Annotated in this window: 15 protein-coding genes and 1 riboswitch; of the genes, 11 read left to right on the forward strand and 4 right to left on the reverse strand. The window is 66.9% G+C overall.

All coding sequences use genetic code 11. From position 1 onward, the window contains the following. Nucleotides 1-12: 12 nt before the first annotated feature. The 3 genes from OR37_RS09170 to OR37_RS09180 all read left to right on the forward strand — a co-directional run bounded on the left by OR37_RS09170 (nucleotide 13) and on the right by OR37_RS09180 (nucleotide 1829). Entirely contained in the window at nucleotides 13-279 is a 267-nt protein-coding gene (locus OR37_RS09170) for a helix-turn-helix domain-containing protein (protein ID WP_004618499.1), read from the forward strand. A 299-nt stretch (nucleotides 280-578) separates the two neighbouring features. Further along, nucleotides 579-1334: a hypothetical protein gene (locus tag OR37_RS09175; protein ID WP_419144080.1), complete on the forward strand. Its 756-nt coding sequence runs from the start codon at nucleotides 579-581 to the stop codon at nucleotides 1332-1334. A gap of 312 nt (nucleotides 1335-1646) precedes the next feature. Continuing rightward, entirely contained in the window at nucleotides 1647-1829 is a 183-nt protein-coding gene (locus tag OR37_RS09180; RefSeq protein WP_035017134.1) for a hypothetical protein, read from the forward strand. Between the two features lie 46 nt (nucleotides 1830-1875). Here the strand turns inward: OR37_RS09180 and OR37_RS09185 are convergent, their stop codons facing one another. Both OR37_RS09185 and OR37_RS09190 read right to left on the reverse strand, forming a co-directional pair. Next, entirely contained in the window at nucleotides 1876-2571 is a 696-nt protein-coding gene (locus tag OR37_RS09185; RefSeq protein WP_004618505.1) for an aspartate/glutamate racemase family protein, read from the reverse strand. A 41-nt stretch (nucleotides 2572-2612) separates the two neighbouring features. Next, the gene (locus OR37_RS09190) at nucleotides 2613-3614 is read right to left on the reverse strand and encodes a D-cysteine desulfhydrase (protein WP_004618507.1); all 1002 of its coding nucleotides are present in this window, start codon (nucleotides 3612-3614) and stop codon (nucleotides 2613-2615) included. A 138-nt stretch (nucleotides 3615-3752) separates the two neighbouring features. On the opposite strand from OR37_RS09190, the gene OR37_RS09195 reads away from it, so the two are divergent. Genes OR37_RS09195 through ypfJ form a run of 3 tightly spaced genes read left to right on the forward strand, consistent with a single transcriptional unit; the run spans nucleotide 3753 to nucleotide 5645 of the window. Next, nucleotides 3753-4313, forward strand: coding sequence for a tetratricopeptide repeat protein (locus OR37_RS09195; protein WP_004618509.1), 561 nt, complete (start codon nucleotides 3753-3755; stop codon nucleotides 4311-4313). A gap of 47 nt (nucleotides 4314-4360) precedes the next feature. Continuing rightward, nucleotides 4361-4771 (forward strand): hypothetical protein, encoded by a 411-nt coding sequence (locus tag OR37_RS09200; protein WP_004618511.1) that lies wholly within the window; start codon nucleotides 4361-4363, stop codon nucleotides 4769-4771. A 19-nt stretch (nucleotides 4772-4790) separates the two neighbouring features. Further along, complete coding sequence (gene ypfJ / locus OR37_RS09205; RefSeq protein WP_004618512.1) at nucleotides 4791-5645, forward strand: KPN_02809 family neutral zinc metallopeptidase; 855 nt, start codon at nucleotides 4791-4793, stop codon at nucleotides 5643-5645. A gap of 291 nt (nucleotides 5646-5936) precedes the next feature. On the opposite strand, the gene OR37_RS21020 is transcribed toward ypfJ, so the two are convergent. Then, nucleotides 5937-6506, reverse strand: a complete 570-nt coding sequence (locus tag OR37_RS21020; RefSeq protein ID WP_165570593.1) for an ester cyclase — start codon at nucleotides 6504-6506, stop codon at nucleotides 5937-5939. Between the two features lie 392 nt (nucleotides 6507-6898). Between OR37_RS21020 and OR37_RS09215 the strand changes: the two genes are divergently transcribed. The 5 genes from OR37_RS09215 (at nucleotide 6899) to OR37_RS09235 (ending at nucleotide 14755) form a co-directional block, all read left to right on the forward strand. Continuing rightward, nucleotides 6899-7099, forward strand: a complete 201-nt coding sequence (locus OR37_RS09215) for a hypothetical protein (protein WP_004618516.1) — start codon at nucleotides 6899-6901, stop codon at nucleotides 7097-7099. Between the two features lie 55 nt (nucleotides 7100-7154). Then, nucleotides 7155-7260, forward strand: a riboswitch (TPP riboswitch). A 71-nt stretch (nucleotides 7261-7331) separates the two neighbouring features. Continuing rightward, a complete protein-coding gene (thiC, locus tag OR37_RS09220) occupies nucleotides 7332-9170 on the forward strand; it encodes a phosphomethylpyrimidine synthase ThiC (RefSeq protein ID WP_004618518.1) in 1839 nt (612 codons plus the stop codon). Nucleotides 9171-9237: 67 nt separating this feature from the next. Then, nucleotides 9238-10308 carry an Acg family FMN-binding oxidoreductase gene (locus tag OR37_RS09225; RefSeq protein WP_004618520.1) on the forward strand — a complete coding sequence of 357 codons (1071 nt, stop codon included), beginning with the start codon at nucleotides 9238-9240 and terminating at the stop codon, nucleotides 10306-10308. A 56-nt stretch (nucleotides 10309-10364) separates the two neighbouring features. Then, nucleotides 10365-11738, forward strand: a complete 1374-nt coding sequence (locus OR37_RS09230; RefSeq protein WP_004618521.1) for a S41 family peptidase — start codon at nucleotides 10365-10367, stop codon at nucleotides 11736-11738. Between the two features lie 335 nt (nucleotides 11739-12073). Continuing rightward, entirely contained in the window at nucleotides 12074-14755 is a 2682-nt protein-coding gene (locus OR37_RS09235) for a TonB-dependent receptor plug domain-containing protein (protein ID WP_004618524.1), read from the forward strand. Between the two features lie 113 nt (nucleotides 14756-14868). Here the strand turns inward: OR37_RS09235 and OR37_RS09240 are convergent, their stop codons facing one another. Further along, nucleotides 14869-16767 (reverse strand): methyl-accepting chemotaxis protein, encoded by a 1899-nt coding sequence (locus OR37_RS09240; RefSeq protein WP_004618526.1) that lies wholly within the window; start codon nucleotides 16765-16767, stop codon nucleotides 14869-14871. Nucleotides 16768-17090 lie beyond the last annotated feature (323 nt).

Genomic DNA, 17090 nt, shown 5'->3' on the forward strand with positions numbered 1-17090 from the left:
AGGAGCGTACCGATGATGACTCGACCCGCCGACCCCGCGATCGACGAAGCCGCCACGCCCGCCCGGGCCCGCTCGGCTCGGGCCCTGATCCAGGCGGTGCGCTGGCGCACCGGCCTCTCCCAAGCCGATTTCGCCCGCGTGTTCCGGATAGATCTGACGCTGCTGGAAGACCTGGAGCGCGGCGACGCCCGTCCCGACACCGCGCTCACCGCCTATCTGCGGGTCATTGATCACGCGCCCGAGGCGGTTCTTGAGGCCTTGCGGCGCGCGCCGGGCTGAAGCGTCCGGCGCTAGCCCTGATCAGTCACGAACGGGCCTGATTTCGGCTGAAGCTCGTCTTTAGCGACTCGCGCCCCCGGCTCGAAGAGGTCGGCAATATTGGCCGATTTTTGGAGAACGGCGATTTCTCACTGGCGTCTTCCCATGAGGGAAACCGGTGGCGCCCGACTATTTGCCTCGCAAAGAGTTAAGGCGCTTGGAAACTAGAATTTTAAGTATGGAATGTTTCGCAGCCGCGACGGAATGGTGACGCTCGCCCGTTAGAGACGGGGAAAGGGGCGTGGATTTCCGACGCCGGAGTGTGGAACTTGGTCGAGCAGCTCTTCTTCTTTCACAACCCGAAAGCCGGCGGCACATCGGTCGTCGACGCGTTGAAGCGGTTGTTTCCGGAAGAGCGACAGTGTCCGCGCATCGAGAACGACGCCACCGAGCACGCCGATCGCGGCGGGCGCTATGGGGTCTTCCGAGGCTATGACCTCTATGCCGGCCACTATGGACGCGACATCCGCGACGTCGTGGGGCCGCGCATGCCCATGGCCACCAACTTCCGTTGGCCGATCGACCGCGTTGTCTCGGTGCATCGCTACTTCCGCTACATGGTCGAGATTTCCGACGAGCAGGCGCGCGATCCGCGTTATCGCGCGGTGGCCCTGGCCAAGCGGCTGGCGCTGGACGACTTCGTCACCTGCGACGACCCGGCGGTGGTGATCCACACCTATGACCACCACTATCGCCAGCTGACGGGGTCGGGCTGGTCGCCGCACTACGAGCGCGACCTGAAGGCGGCGAGGGACCTGATCGACCAGATGGTGTGGTTCTATGTCTGCGAGCATCCCTACGAGTCTCTGGACTGGGCCCAGACCGCCTTCGAAGGGCGCCTGGGCGACGTCGCGCGGCTGAACGTCACCCAGGCGGAGTCACACAGCGCGGCTCTGGGCCCAAGGGCTTATCGGCAGCTGCTGGCCCAGAACCAGAACGATATCGCCATCTACCGCCACGCTCTGGACCGCCTGCTGACCGAGACCGCGCCGGTCGAAGTGCGGCTGATCGCGTAGGCGCCACGGGGCCGGCCTCGCAAACGATTTCTGAGCGTGGCGTCTACCCATTCTGGGGTCTGCGACACGCGGACGCGTTGTCTCTACTTCCGTGTTCAGCGAAATGAGCGCGTCGGCTTTGAGGCGACGCCGCCGCGCTCGGAGCTCAGCGCGACCGACGCCGTCCTGTTGGGGAACAGGACGACGCCCCCGCGCCCCAGGGCCGGGGGCGTTTTCATGTCGGCTTTCCCGCTATCGAGCCGCGGTCAATGAACGGCGTGCGTCCAGTGGTCGCATGGCGGCGGCGTTAGGGTCCTATAAACCTTCGCGCCCATGGGGAAACGCGACGATCACTTGCGAGAAGCCGAGCGGCTCGAGCGCCAGGCCGAGATCGCCGATAGCGCGCACGCGCGCGCGGCGTTGCTGCGCATGGCCCAGGCGTCTCGCGGCGCGGCCGCCTTGGCGCGCATGTTCGAGGCCTGTCGTGAAGACGGCCCCTCGCCGCTTCGGCCTTAGAGCCCGTCTGGTTTAGAGGGCGCCCTCTAAACCAGATATGCGGGTTCTAGACCTCGGCCGGAGTCTCCAGGCAGACCGCCACGCAACGCTTGGCCAGTTCCTCCGTCGCGTCCAGGAACGGAACCGACAGGTCGGCCGCCGACAGCACCAGGGGCACTTCGGTGCATCCGGCCACCACGCTTTGCGCGCCCTTGCCGACCAGGCGATGGGCCAGGGCGGCCATGGTCTCGCGCGAGGCCGCGCCCAGGTCGCCCTGCTTGATCCGATACAGCAGGGCCATGAACTCGACCTGCTCGTGGTCGTCCAGCATCACCACCTCGAGCCCCATGTGCGAGAAGCGGTCGCGATAGAGCGCCAGGGCCAGGCTGGTGCCCAGCACGCCGACCACCCGGGCGCCGCGCGCTTGGGCGGCCAGGCCGGCGGTTTCCAGCATGTCGACCAGCGGCAGGCCCGAAGCCTCGACCGCTCGAGCGTAGGCATGGGCGGTATTGCAGGCGATGGCCAGCACCTGGGCGCCGGCATCGCGCAGTCCGACCGCCATCGCGGCCAGCACGGGGCCGGGATCGGACGTCGAAACGTTGCGGTCGGGGACCTTGGGATTGATGTCCGCAAGCACGCGCAGGTGGTCCTGCTCGCGCTTGACCGGCGTGGCCGCCTGGAGCTTGGCCAGGAAGTCCAGGGTCGCCGCCGGACCCATGCCGCCGAGGACGCCCAGAACCTTGCCGTGGGGTGTCGTGCTCATGATGGGGGTCTCTCGATCGGACACGGGAGCGTGAATCGCCGTTAGCCCAGAGCGGGTTCGAGCACCGACTGATAGCCGAACAGACCCTGCGCCCCGCCGGTGTGCAGGAACACCACGCGCTCGCCCGTGAACGCGCCCTTTCGCGCCTGGTCGATCAGGCCCTTCATGGCCTTGCCCGAATAGACCGGATCCAGCAGCAGCCCTTCCGCGCGGGCGGCCAGGGTCAAGGCGTCGATGACGCCCTGGTCGACCAGGCCATAGCCTTCGCCGACATAGTCGCAGTCGGCCACGACCATCTCGCGCGTAACGCGGCCGGCCGCGCCGATGGTCTCGGCCGTGGCGACGGCCAGGTTGAAGACGTTCTCTTCCTGCTTGGGCTTGGGCGCGCGCACGCCGAAGCCCAGGATCGGGATGTCGACCGACAGCGCCGCGAAGCCGGCGACCAGGCCCGCATGGGTGCCGGCGCTGCCGGTGGCCGTGACCAGGCGGTCGATCTTCAGATCCATCTGGTCGGCCTGAACCACCAGCTCGCGGGCGCAGTCGACATAGCCCAGCGCGCCGATCGTGTTCGAGCCGCCGCCGGGGATGACATAGGGCTTGCCGCCCCGCTGGCGGACGCTCTCGGCGCTGCTTTCCAGCTCGGCGACCATGTCGCTGCCAGCCGGAACATGGCGGATCGCCGCGCCCATCAGCTTGTCGAGCAAAACGTTGCCGTTGCCCATGTAGTCGCCGGCCTTGGAGCCCGTGCGCTCTTCCAGGATCACCTCGGTCTTGAGGCCGAAGCGGGCGCCGGCCGCGATGGTCTGGCGCACGTGGTTGGACTGGACCGCGCCCTGGGTGACCAGGGTGTCGGCGCCCTGCTTCAGGGCCTCGCCCAGCAGAAATTCCAGCTTGCGGGTCTTGTTGCCGCCGCCGGCCAGGCCCGTGCAATCGTCGCGCTTGACCCAAAGGTCGACGTCCAGCGCCGCGCCCAGACGGGGCAGGGGCTCCAGCGGCGTGGGCAGGTGGGCGAAGCGGGCGCGGGGAAAGCGGGCGAGGTGCATGGGGAAGGTTCCTCGAAAGACTCGCCGGCTGTGTTAGCACGCTCAGCGCCGCGCGCGACCCGCCGTGTCGCGCGTGCTATGATGAATCCTGGCGAGGCCGTCCCAATCCACGAGGCCGCCCGCCGGGAGGAAGACGAAATGACCCGAGCGATCCCCATCGCCGGTCTCTGCGCCGTGGCCCTGCTGGCCGGCGCGGGCATGGCCGGCGCCTCGACCCTCGTGATCGGCAATGGCGAGGCCAAGGAATGCTCCGACGCGGCCCTCGGCGGCAAGGCCGACAGCCACGCGATCATGGCCTGCACCACGGCCCTTGAGGTCGAGACCCTGAATTTCCGCGACCGCGCCCGCACCTATGTGAACCGGGGCGTTCTTCAGATGCGCCAGCGCCAGTTCGCGGCGGCTCGGGCCGACTTCGACCAAGCGACCGGCATCGATCCGCAGCTGGGCGAGGCCTATGTGAACCGGGGCGCGACACTGGTTGGCGAGGACCGCTTCCGCGAAGGCGTCGAGCAGATCGACAAAGGCCTGTCCCTGGGCGTCAAGGATCCGGAAAAGGCCTTCTTCAACCGGGGCCTGGCCAACGAGGCCCTCGGCGATCTGCAGGCGGCCTATCGGGACTATTCGCGGGCGGCCGAGCTGAAGCCCGACTGGGCGGCGCCGAAAACCGAACTGGCGCGTTTCTCGGTCAAGCGGCCCTGAGCTGACGCGTCATGCGTTCGCGCCGGCCGCGGGCGAGGAGCTCGAACATGCGCCAGGTTCTGTTTCTGACCGTCGGCCTTCTGGCCCTGACCGGCGCCTGGTCGGTCGCGGCGCAGAACGCCCTTTGGGACATCCAGGCCCGCAACGCCGCTCACCAGGCCGCCGACGCCGCGCGCCGCGACCAGCTCTCGACCCAAATGGAGGCGGTCGCCGCCCAGGAGCGGGCGCGCAGCCAGGTGCTGCTGCGCGATCTGAACGATCAGCGGCTAGCGGGCGCCGGCCAGCCTTCCGGCGCTCTGACCGTGACGCCGCCTCGGCCGGCGGAAGAGGTCGACCGGCGCGACGCGGACCTGACCGCCTCGATGGACCGCCTTGAGCGCTTGACTCAGGACGCCTTGGCGCGGAGCAACGCGCGGATGCGGGCCATCGGCCCGGCCAGCCAGCCCAAGATGCGCTGATCGAGGAGGTCGAGGTTTCATGGAGTGGGAAGACGGCCGCCAGGAAGGCAATATCGAGGATCGGCGCGGCATGGGGCCGGTCGGCGTGGTCGGGGGCGGCGTCGGGGCGGTGGTTCTGGCGGCGATCGGCTATTTCGTGTTCGGCATCGACCCGCGCGCGACCCTGCAGGCGACCCAACAACTCCAGGAGCCAGCGGCCGTACAGCAGGAGGGCGCGCGCGGGCGGGTCACCGATCAGGAGGGCCGTTTCGTCGACGTGATCGAGACCTCGAACCGCGACGTCTGGACCCCGATCCTGGCCCAGCAGGGCGTTCGCTATCGGCCGCCGCGCGCGGTGGTGCTGTATGATCGGGCCACGCCCACGGGCTGCGGGACGGGGCAGTCGGCCATGGGGCCGTTCTATTGCCCGGCCGACCAGAAGGTCTATCTGGACCTGTCGTTCTGGAACGAGCTGGAAAGCCGCTTCGGCGCCAAGGGTCGCTTCGCCCGGGCCTATGTGATCAGCCACGAGATCGGCCACCACGTGCAGACCCTGCTGGGAACCTCCGACCAGGCCCGCCGCCTGGGCGCGCGCGGCGCCGAAAGCGGCTCGGTGCGGCTGGAGCTGCAGGCCGACTGCTACGCCGGCGTCTGGGCGGCCCACGCGGGCGAGGCCTCGGGCGGCAAGATCGTCATCGACCGCGCCGACATCCGCGACGGCCTGGGCGCGGCGGCGGCGGTTGGCGACGACACCCTGCAGAAGGAAACCCAGGGCCAGGTCGTGCCCGACAGCTTCACCCACGGCACCAGCGCCCAGCGGATGCGCTGGTTCACGCGCGGCTACGACCAGGGCGATCCGGCAGCCTGCGATACGTTCTCGGCCGAGAGGCTTTGATCACGGTCAAGGCGCGTCCAGGGCGCGGCGGCCTAGGGTCGGGCCATGCACATGACCTTCACGGATGAAGAAGGCGTAAGGCGACCTCCAAGACCGAGAAGGCCCCGGAAGCGACTCCGGGGCCTTTTTTGTTTCGTCGGGCGTCAGCGATTTGCACGGCTCCGAGTGTCCGGGGGACGCGCTTGCACGGCCTGAAGCCTCTAGCGACGCCGGTGCTTTAGCCCGGAGCTGAGACCGGAGCAATTAGAGCATGCGCTCGCACCGCTCTCGGTAAGGAAGAGTTCAGCCGATTTAAGGCTCCAGACCAAGCTGCCGGCGCATGCCCGCGACATCATATTCTTCCCATAATTCCTGAATTCGGCCGTCACGAACATGGGCGAAAAGCTGAAAGGAAACCCGCATTTGCTTGCCGTTGGGCGGATGACCATCGAACGAGCCCGTCATGGTGCCCGAGAAGGTCGTTCGCATCGCGACCGTTCCGCCTTGGGAGACCGCCTCATCAACCTGCCAATTAAAGTCGGCGAACGCATTGCGGAACCGTTCGACGAAGCCGATCATATCTTCGACGCGCAGCGGAATGTCCTTGCCATGGAAATGCAGGGTGACGACCGGCGCAAGCTGCGACGGCAGATGGCGATAATCGCCCTTGTTCCAGGCTTGGTCGATAAACGCGCGAACCACCGCTTCATCCGATGGGGCAAAGGCAGGATCGGCAGCCGTCATCATTGTGCCCATCGGCGTCTTTCCCCTCAAATTCTCTTGCGAGCATGAAGCGATGCAGGTCGCGACCCAGTTAGCCCTGGGCGGTGCCGCACCCGATCCTACCGACCCCGCCGCAAGCGCCAGGAGGACAAAGTTCAAAAGGTTTCTCCTTCGCAAGACAGGGTTGCAAATCGAGACCCATCTATGCATGCCCCCAAATGGCTGGGGCCGCCGTTCCGGCCGCAAAAGAACAACATTCGGGGCGCTTTAGCTGCATGTTCGACAGCCTGTTCGCGTGGGATTCGATATCGCTGATCTGCCAAGGTACCGTGATCGACTAAGCCAACATCCCCGCTTTCCTGCCCCGGTGCAACGGCTCGCGTCCAATTTGCTGAGCGATGCGGAAACATCGTGCATCGGCATCTTGAGTGTCTGAGTCAAAATTATCGGTCGAGATTTCATGATCTTGCGATGCGGCGGGTACGTTCTCGGCCGATAGGCTTTGATCACGGTCAAGGCGCGTCCAGGGCGCGGCGGCCTAGGATCGCGCCATGCACATGACCTTCACGGATGAAGATCGGGCCCTGCTGGAGCGCTACATCGAGAGCGTCCTGCTGAGGTTCGCCGACGAACGGTACGATCTGCGGGACGCGACCAAGGAACTGGCGGAAACCTTCGTCCAGGTCGGGCGCAACGCGTTCGGCGTCATGGCCCATATGCGCGGGATCGTCGAGGCCGGCGACGACGCCTGAGAAGCGCGGCTCGCGACAACGCTTGACCTGAGCGTCAACGCGCCTAGTCTGCGCCCTCTGTTCACCGGGGGGCCGCGCGCGCGGCTGAGATTGGGTTTTCGCCCTGACCCGTAGAACCTGATCCGGGTCATGCCGGCGAAGGGAGGGAACGCGGGCGCGGCCTAGTGGCGTCCGTCAGACCGACTCAAGCACGACACGTCCGGGTCTCCTTGCCGCTTGAGGAGCGCCCGAAATGAACGTTCAGACGACCATAAAGGCCGTGGCCGAGACCATCTCGACCGGCCCGATCCCCGGCTCGCGCAAGGTCTATCAGGCCGGCGAGCTGTTCCCCGACATCCGCGTGCCGTTCCGCGAGGTGGCCGTTCACCCTTCGGCCAACGAACCGCCGGTGACGATCTACGACCCGTCGGGTCCCTATAGCGATCCCAGCGTGACCATCGACATCGAGAAGGGCCTGCCGCGCTCACGCGAAGCCTTGGTCGTGGCGCGCGGCGACGTGGAGGTCGTGACCGATCCCCGCCAGGTCAAGCCCGAGGACAACGGCTTCGCCCAGGGCAAGCACCTGGCCCCCGAGTTCCCCGACACCGGCCGCAAGATCTATCGCGCCAAGCCGGGCAAGCTGGTCACTCAGCTGGAATACGCCCGCGCCGGGATCATCACCGCCGAGATGGAATATGTCGCCATCCGCGAGAACCTGCGCCGCGAGCAGAACGCTCCGTGCGTCCGCGACGGCGAGGACTTCGGCGCGTCGATCCCCGACTTCGTGACGCCCGAGTTCGTCCGCCAGGAAGTGGCTCGCGGCCGCGCCATCATCCCGGCCAACATCAACCACGGCGAGCTGGAGCCGATGGCGATCGGCCGCAACTTCCTGGTCAAGATCAACGCCAACATCGGCAATTCGGCGGTGCTGTCGACCGTCGCCGACGAGGTCGACAAGCTGGTCTGGGCCACGCGCTGGGGCGCCGATACGGTCATGGACCTGTCGACCGGCCGCAACATCCACAACATCCGCGACTGGATTATCCGCAACAGCTCGGTGCCGATCGGCACGGTGCCGATCTACCAGGCGCTGGAGAAGGTCAACGGCGTCGCCGAGGACCTGAATTGGGAGGTCTTCCGCGACACCCTGATCGAGCAGTGCGAGCAGGGCGTCGACTACTTCACGATCCACGCCGGCGTACGCCTGCCGTTCGTGCCACTGACCGCCAAGCGGGTCACGGGGATCGTTTCGCGCGGCGGCTCGATCATGGCCAAGTGGTGCCTGGCGCACCACAAGGAGAACTTCCTCTACGAACACTTCGAGGACATCTGCGAGATCATGCGCGCCTACGACGTGTCGTTCTCGCTGGGCGACGGCCTGCGTCCAGGCTCGACCGCCGACGCCAACGACGAGGCCCAGTTCGCCGAGCTGCGCACCCTGGGCGAGCTGACCAAGGTGGCTTGGAGCCACGGCGTTCAGGTGATGATCGAGGGGCCGGGGCACGTGGCCATGCACAAGATCAAGGCCAACATGGACGAGCAGCTGAAGCACTGCCACGAGGCCCCGTTCTACACGCTCGGCCCGTTGACCACGGACATCGCGCCTGGCTACGACCACATCACCTCGGCCATTGGCGCGGCGATGATCGGCTGGTTCGGCACGGCGATGCTCTGCTACGTCACGCCTAAGGAGCACCTCGGTCTGCCCGACCGCGACGACGTGAAGACCGGCGTCATCACCTACAAGCTGGCCGCCCACGCCGCCGACCTCGCCAAGGGCCACCCGGGCGCGGCGATGTGGGATGACGCCATTAGCCGCGCGCGCTTCGAGTTCCGCTGGGAGGACCAGTTCAACCTGGGCCTCGATCCTGAAACCGCTCGCAAGTTCCACGACGAGACCCTGCCGAAGGAAGCGCACAAGACCGCCCACTTCTGCTCGATGTGCGGTCCCAAGTTCTGCTCGATGAAGATCAGCCAGGAGGTCCGCGACTTCGCGGCCGGCAAGGCGCCCAACAGCGCCGAACTGGGCATGGCGCAGATGAGCGAGAAGTTCCGCGAGCAGGGCTCGGAGATCTATCTGAAGACCGAATAGGCGATTGAGGCGTCGCAAGGGCGACGCGGCGGGCGGGGGCTAGGATCGCGCTTTCGGAGCCCCCGCCATGCCGACCCGCCGCGCCCTGATCACCGCCGCGCCCCTGCTGGTCGCCGGATGCTCGCGCTGCGCTTCGCCCTATGACGAGGCGGTGCGGAGCCTTTGGCGTCTGCCCGACCTGAGCGGCGGCGGCTTTCCGGCCATGGCCTTGATCGGGGCCGCGACCCTGGCGGCGAATGGGCACAACACCCAGCCCTGGCGGTTCAAGGTCGAGCCTCGCGTCATCGAGATCCTGCCGGACCCGACACGACGCACGCCGGTCGTGGATCCCGACAACCACCACCTTTTCGTCAGCCTGGGCTGCGCCCTGGAAACCCTTCTCCAGGCGGGGCTGGGCTATGGCTGGGCGGGCGAGCCGGCGGTTCTGTCGGGAGGCGGCGTCCGCGTGGTCTTCTCCAGCGTCCCGGCCCGGCCCGACGCCCTGTTCCAGGCCATTCCCCATCGCGCCTCGACCCGGACGCCCTATGATGGAACGCCCGTGGACGCGGCCACGCTGCGGCGGCTGGAAGCCGCCGTCGGACAGTCTGTCGGACTTCGCCTCGTGCTCGACGGCGACGCGCGCGCGAAGCTGAGCGACATGATCGTGGCCGGCAATGACGCCCAACTGGCCGATCCGGCCTTCATGCGCGAGCTCGTCGCCTGGATCCGCTTCGACGCCGGCGAGGCCCTGGCGCGACGCGATGGACTGTTCACGGCCGCGTCGGGCAATCTCGCCGCGCCGCGTTGGCTGGGCCAGCGTCTGCTGCCGCTCGTCATGACCCGGCGCAGCGAGGCCGATCGGCTTCGTCGCGTGGTCGCAAGCTCGCCGGGCTTGGCGATCTTCACCGGCCCCGCCGAAACCCCTGAAGCGTGGATCGCCGTGGGCCGCGCCTTCACCCGGTTCGCGCTGACCGCCACCGCCGAGGGCCTGAAACTGGCCTTTATGAACCAGCCGGTCGAGGACTTGTCGACCCGGCGCCGGTTGGCGGCCTGGCTGGGCGAGCCGGCCAAGCGCCCCGATCTCGTCGTTCGCTTTGGTCGAGGCCCGGATCTGCCGCGGTCCTTGCGTCGCCCGTCCAGGGACCTCCTCGTCTCCTGATCGGCTTGAGGCGAATTCGCTGGCGGCGAGGCCCCGACGCCGTCACCTTCGGCGGCATGAAGCGCCTGAGTCTGATCGCGGTCGCGGCCGCCCTGTCCATCACCGCGCCGGCCTTCGCCGAAAGCCCGTTCTGGCCGGTCAAGGCCAAGGGCGGCGCGGTCGCGCCGGAGCTGAACGGCGTCTGGAAATCGAGGGGCTATGGCTGGATTGTGCAGTTCGGGCCCGAGGGCGCGCAACTGTTCCAGACCGTCGGCGAGGCCTGCTATCCCGATCCGCGCCGCGAGTTCGATCCGGACGGGATCATGACCGGCTGGCGCGCCGAAGGGCAGGGGACGATCACCCTGACCGGCGATCCGGACGCCGCGCGCTATCTGTTCGACCGGCTGCCTAACCTGCCCAACGCCTGCATCAGCGCCGCCGGCTGGACGCCTGATCGCATCGTCGCCTTCGCCGCCGACACCTTCGCCGCGTTCTATCCCCGCTCGGCCGAGCGCGGGCTGGACTGGCAGGCCCGCAAGACAGCCGCCTTGGCCCAGGTCTCGCCGAACGCCTCCGAGGCCCAGCTCTGGACGGCGCTGTCGGGCCTGCTGGCGGGGCTCGACGATCCGCATGTCGAGCTGCATGGCATGGTGGGCGGCGAGCGCCGCGACCTGGAGCCCGGCCTTTCACCGACCCTGTCCAGGGTCCACGCCGCCGATCCGCAAGGCGACGAGAAGGCGTGGCTGCAAGCCTATCGCGAAGGGATCCTGACCGGGATCCTGAAGGGGCGCGGGCGGCAGGCCGCCAACAATCGGATCTTCTGGGGACGGGTCGACGATATCGGCTATCTGAACGTGGTGACCATGGGCGCCTTCGCCAAGAACGCCGCCCCGGACGATCCGCGTCCGCTGGACGCCGTGCTGGACGAGGCCATGGCCGCGTTCGTCGGCGCCAAGGCGGTCATCGTCGACGTCAGCAACAATCGCGGCGGCTATGACGGGATCAGCCGTCGGATCGCCGGCCGCTTCACCGACCAGCCGCGCCTAGCCTATTCCAAGGTCGGCGTCGGGGCCAAGGCGCCGCTCCAGCCGGTCAAGGTCGAGCCCGCCCCGGGCGCGCGGTTCACCGGTCCGGTCTATGTGGTGACCAGCGACATCACCGTCAGCGCGGGCGAGACTTTCACCCTGATGATGAAGGCCCTGCCCAATGTGAAGCTGGCGGGGGGGATCACGCACGGGGCGTTCTCGGACCAGCTGCCTAAGCCGCTGCCCAACGGCTGGGCCCTGGCCTTGCCGGCCGAGCTCTACAAGGCTCCCAACGGGGACGACGTGGAGGGGCAGGGGCTGAAGCCGGACCTGCCCCTGACGATATTCCCGGAAAACGACCTCTCCGGCGGTCACGCCAAGGCGATCGAAGCCTTGATCCAGAAGATCCGGGCCGGCGCCAACTAGATCGCTGCTCGGGGCCGATCCTAGGTTGCGGCGATGGCGTTGGGGGATCGCCGAATCCCTCTTTCCGCCAAGCCGCATCAAGGTTGCGGACAATATTTCCAATGGGAAACATGTTTGCGCCGCTCGCTAAGTCGTCGTCCGAATTGTGACGTGATTTCAATGCTTGAGCGCGATGCGGCGCCCGAAAGCCACAGCTTGGCGGGCAATCGTCCGCATTGCCTTTTCTTAATCCGCTCAAGCGTTGCGGCGGGGCGCTCGCGCTCGTAAGGAGCAACAACTTCGCGTTGGCGTGTCGGGCGCCGGCGCCCTCCCTGATCTTGTTTTCCGTGGGCCTCATGACCCTTTCGACCATGCTTTTCTACGGGCTGGCGGCCGCCTCGCTGGACCCCGCCGTCGCCGCGCCGATCGCGTCCGCTCCGGTCGTCGAGGAAGGACCCAAGACGCCCCAGGTCAAGGAGGTCCCCAACGAGGTGGAGGGGCTGGTCATCGAGGCGGAGAAGCGCGGCAAGGTCGAGGGGCCGATCGAGCCGGATCTGACGCTGAACGAAGAAGACATCAAGAGCTTTGGCGCGTCGAACATCGCCGACCTGCTGACGATGCTGACGCCTCAGACCACCAGCACCCGGGGCCGGGACGCCAGCGCCGGCCCGGTGCTGCTGGTCAACGGTCGCCGTATCTCGGGCTTCCAGGAGATCCAGGGCATCCCGCCCGAGGCGATCCAGAAGGTCGAGATCCTGCCCGAGGAGGTCGCCCTAAGCTACGGCTACAAGGCCGAGCAGCGGGTGGTGAACTTCATCCTGAAAAAGAATTTCAAGGCGCTGGCCATGGAAGGCGCGGCCAGGGTGGCCACCGACGGCGGCCGCACCGTTCCCAGCTTCCAGGGCAACCGCCTGACCATCGACGGCAACAAGCGCTGGAACGTCGACGTGACGCTGCAGCACGAGCCGTCGCTGCTGGAAACCGACCGCGACATCGTCCGCTCGCCGAACGGCCTTCCCTTCGACCTGCTGGGCAATGTCACCGGCGCGAACGGCGGCGAGATCGATCCGGTGCTGTCCAGGCAGGCCGGAACCCTGGTGACTATCGCGGGCGTTCCGCGCGCGGCCTTGAACGGCCGCGTCGGGATCAGCGATTTCGCGCCCCTGGCCGGGCGGGCCAATACCGGCGACCTGACCGCCGACCGCAGCCTGATCGCGCGTTCCGACAAGGGGACGCTGCGCGGTTCGATGAGCCGCGACATCAATCGCGACACCCAGCTGACCGTCAGCGGCAACTTGGAAGACAGCAGCAGCCACTCGCTGCTGGGCCTGCCCGGAGTCGTCTTCGCCCTGCCCGCGGGAAGCCCGTTCTCGCCGTTTTCGAACGCAGTAACCGGTTACCGATACATCGACGCGCCCGGCGCCCTGGCGCGCGATGTCGATACCCTGCGCACCCAGGTCAGCATGGCCGCCAACGGCCGCATCAAGGACTGGCGCTGGAACCTGACCGGCGACTTCGACCGCATCAAGACCGACACCACCACGGGGCGGGGCGTCGACGCCTCGGCGTTCCAGGCGGCGGTGGCGGCGGGCGATCCCCCCGTCAATCCGTTCGGTCCGATCGCCTCGAACCTCTACAAGAGCGTCGCGGCCGACACGGCCCGCTCGATCTCGACCGCGGCCACCGCCGAGCTGGTCGCCAACGGCAACCTGTTCCAGCTGCCGGCCGGCGGCCTGCAGACCACCCTCAAGGTCGGGGCCAACAGCAAGGGGTTGGACTCCAAGACTGTCCGCTCGGGCGTCTCGACCGCGCGCGACGTGACGCGCAACAGCGAGAGTTTCCAGAGCAGCTTCAACATCCCCCTGACCAGCACCCGCCAGAACTTTCTGGCCAAGGCCGGCGATCTCTCGATCAATTTCAATCTGGGCTACGAGAACCTGTCCGACCTGGGCGGCCTGACCACCCTGGGCGCCGGCGTGAACTGGGCGCCGATCAAGCCGCTCAGCTTCATCGTCAGTTACACCGACGAAGAGGGCGCGCCGACCACCAACCAGATCAACGATCCGGTGGTCGTGACCCCGAACGTCTCGGTGTTCGACTTCACCTCCGGCCAGACGGTGACCATCGTCCGGACCGACGGCGGCAATCCGAACCTGCGCAACGACGATCGCAAGGTCATCAAGCTGGCGGCCAACTATAAGCCGTTCGAGAAGGTCGAACTGACCTTCAACGCCGCCTATACCCGCGCCGAGACGCGCGACGTCATCGCCAGCTTCCCGGCCATCACGCCCGACCTGGAGCGCGCCTTCCCCGACCGCTTCGTGCGCGACGCCACCGGGCGGCTATTGTCGATCGACGCGCGGCCGGTGAACTTCGACAGCGCCGAGAACGAGACGATCCGCTGGGGCTTCAACCTGTTCAAGCCGTTCGGCCAGCCGACGCCGGGCGGGTTCGGCGGCATGGGCGGACGTCCTGGCGGCGGCCCCCCTGGCGGCGGCCCTGGCGGGCCCGGCGGCGGCATGGGCGGTCCGCCGCCGATCCGTCCTGGCCAGGGCATGTTCCAGTTCTCGATCTACCACACCTGGCGTCTCAGCGACGAAGTCACCATCCGCAAGGGCATGGCGACGCTGGACCAACTGGACGGCGCGGCGATCACATCGCGCAACGGTCAGGCGCGACACCAGGTGCAGATCCAGGGCGGCTACTTCAGGAACGGCATGGGCGCGCGCTTCACCGGCAACTGGTCCAGCTCGACCTGGGTCAATGGCGGTTCGACCGGCGGCCAGACGCTGTATTTCTCGGACCTGGCGACGGTGGGGCTGAATTTCTTCGCCGACCTCAACACCTCGCAGAAGAAGCTGGTGGCGGCCCATCCCTGGCTTAAGGGCGGCCGTCTGGCGCTGAGCTTCGACAACCTGACCAACGCCAAGCAGACCGTGCATGACCAGAACGGCGTCACGCCCCAGGCTTACCAGCGCGACTATCTGGATCCCCTGGGGCGCACGGTGCGCATCAGCTTTCGAAAGCTGATCAGCTAGAGCGCATTAGGTTTAAGTGCGAGCGGCTAAGCCGCTCGAACGCGCTCCAAGTCCAAGATTTAGAGCCTGTTTGGTTTGGATGGGACCATCTAAACCAAACAGGCTCGGTCGCTTCAGAACTCGTCCCAACGCTCGGCCAGGGCCTGCTGTCCGCCGGCGACCAGCTTGACTCTGGGCGAAGGGGCCGGTCGGGCCGGCTGGGGCTTGGCGACAGCACGGGCGGATGAGGATCCCGCCCCGGTTTCGAACCGGGCGACCAGGCGTTCCAGCTCGCCGGCCTCGCCCTTCAGGCTGGCGGCGGCCGCGGTGGCTTGCTCGACCATCGCCGCGTTCTGCTGGGTCACCTGATCCATCTGGTTGACCGCGACATTGACTTCGCTGAGCCCCGTGGCCTGCTGCTGTGACGATCGGGCGATCTCGGAGATCAACTTGTCGATTTCGTTGACCTTGGCGGAGATCGCGTTGAGCGCGACGCCCGTTTCGGCCACCAGCTTGACGCCGCGTTCGACCTGGTCGGAGCTGCTGGCGATCAAGGTCTTGATCTCCTTGGCGGCCTCGGCCGAGCGCTGGGCCAGGGCCCGGACTTCCTGAGCGACGACGGCGAAGCCCTTGCCGGCCTCGCCGGCGCGCGCGGCCTCCACGCCGGCGTTGAGCGCCAGAAGGTTGGTTTGGAAGGCGATCTCATCGATGACGCCGATGATCTGGCTGATCTGACCCGAGCTTTCCGAGATTTCGCTCATGGCCGTGACGGCGTCGCGCATCACGGTCTCGGAGCGCTCTGCGTCGCCCTTGGCGGCGGACGCCGCGGCGGACACCTGCTTGGCGCCCTCGGCGCTGGTCTTGACGGTCGCCGTGATCTGGTCGAGCGCGGCGGCGGTTTCCTCAAGGCTGGCGGCCTGCTGCTCGGTGCGGCGCGACAGGTCATTGGAGGCGGCGGCGATTTCCTCGGAGCCGCCGCGGATGCCGCCGGTCGCCTGGGCGATGGTGGTCATCGCGGCCTTCAGGCTCTCGACGGCGGTGTTGAAGTCGGTCTTGATCTGGCGGTACTGGCCTTGGAAATCCTCGGAGATAATGCAGGTCAGGTCGCCCTTCGACAGGCGTCCGAGGTTGGCGGCCAGGGTCGCGACGACGGCGGCCTGTTCGGCCTCGATCTTGCGACGTTCGGCTTCGGTTCGGCCGCGTTCGGTTTCCGCCGACGCGCGCATCTTCTCGGTTTCCTCTTCGAGCGCGCGGGCGCGCTTGCCATTGTCTCGGAAGACTTGAACGGCGCGGGCCATCGACCCGATCTCGTCGCCGCGGTTCAGGCCGTTGACCTCGGCGTCCAGATCGCCAGCGGCGAGTCGGCCCATGACGCCGGTCATCTGGCCGATCGGACGGGCGATCGAGCGCGACATCAAGAAGCCCAGCACAACCGAGATGCTCGCCGAGATCAGGCCGCTCACGATCAGGGCGACCTGGCCGAGGGAGATCGCCTGATCGCGTTTGGCCGAACGAACCGCCAGAAGCCCCGTTTCGGCGTCGCGCATCTCGCCCAAGGTGGTTCGCACGCCGTCCATCGCCTTCTTGCCGGCGCCGGACGCCTCCAGGCTTCGGGCGGCTTCGGCCCCGCCGACGGACTGCATTTGCGAGATCTCAACGGCGGCGACCTTGGCGCGCCAGGTGGCGATATGCCCCTTGAGGGTCGCGATCCGCGCCTGTTGCTGAGCGTTGTCGGCGGTGAGGGACGTAAGCTGCTCCAAGGCCGCGTCGGCGCTCGCGGCGCCCTTGCGATAGGGCTCCAGGAAGTTCGAATTGTTCGAGATCAGGTAGCCGCGAACCCCTGTCTCCTGATCGACCATGGCCGCGCCCACGCGATCGACCTGATCGAGCACCAGCCGGGTGTGGTCGTTCCATTGGGAGGTCGAGCGGATATCCCTGAGATTGATGAACACGACGATCGCGACCACGACCGAGATCAAGGTCATCAGCGTGAAGGCGAGGCTGAGCTTTTGCCCAATCTTCAAGTTGGCCACTTCGAACTCCCCCAAACTTGGCGCACTGAATGCGCGCGACGGACCGCGCGACGATAAAGCGAAGCTTCGCCTTAAGAATACGATTTGTGTTGGTTAAGGTGGAGTTACCGCGCAGGTGAATGATCAATTTGTCACATGTATTCCGCGATCTATTCCTGCAATTTCTGAATATTCACGGTTGTATCAACCGATAATTGCATAGATCAGGTGTGAGCTGAATTCGAAAATATCCGAATCCGCTTGTCGGCTTGGCCTGGGATAATATTGAATTTTTGTGAAATCTAACCGGGGTGAGATGCGGGTGGCCGTCAGGGACCATCTGG

Source organism: Caulobacter vibrioides OR37, from assembly GCF_000372645.1.
GTDB classification, from domain to species: Bacteria; Pseudomonadota; Alphaproteobacteria; order Caulobacterales; family Caulobacteraceae; genus Caulobacter; species Caulobacter vibrioides_E.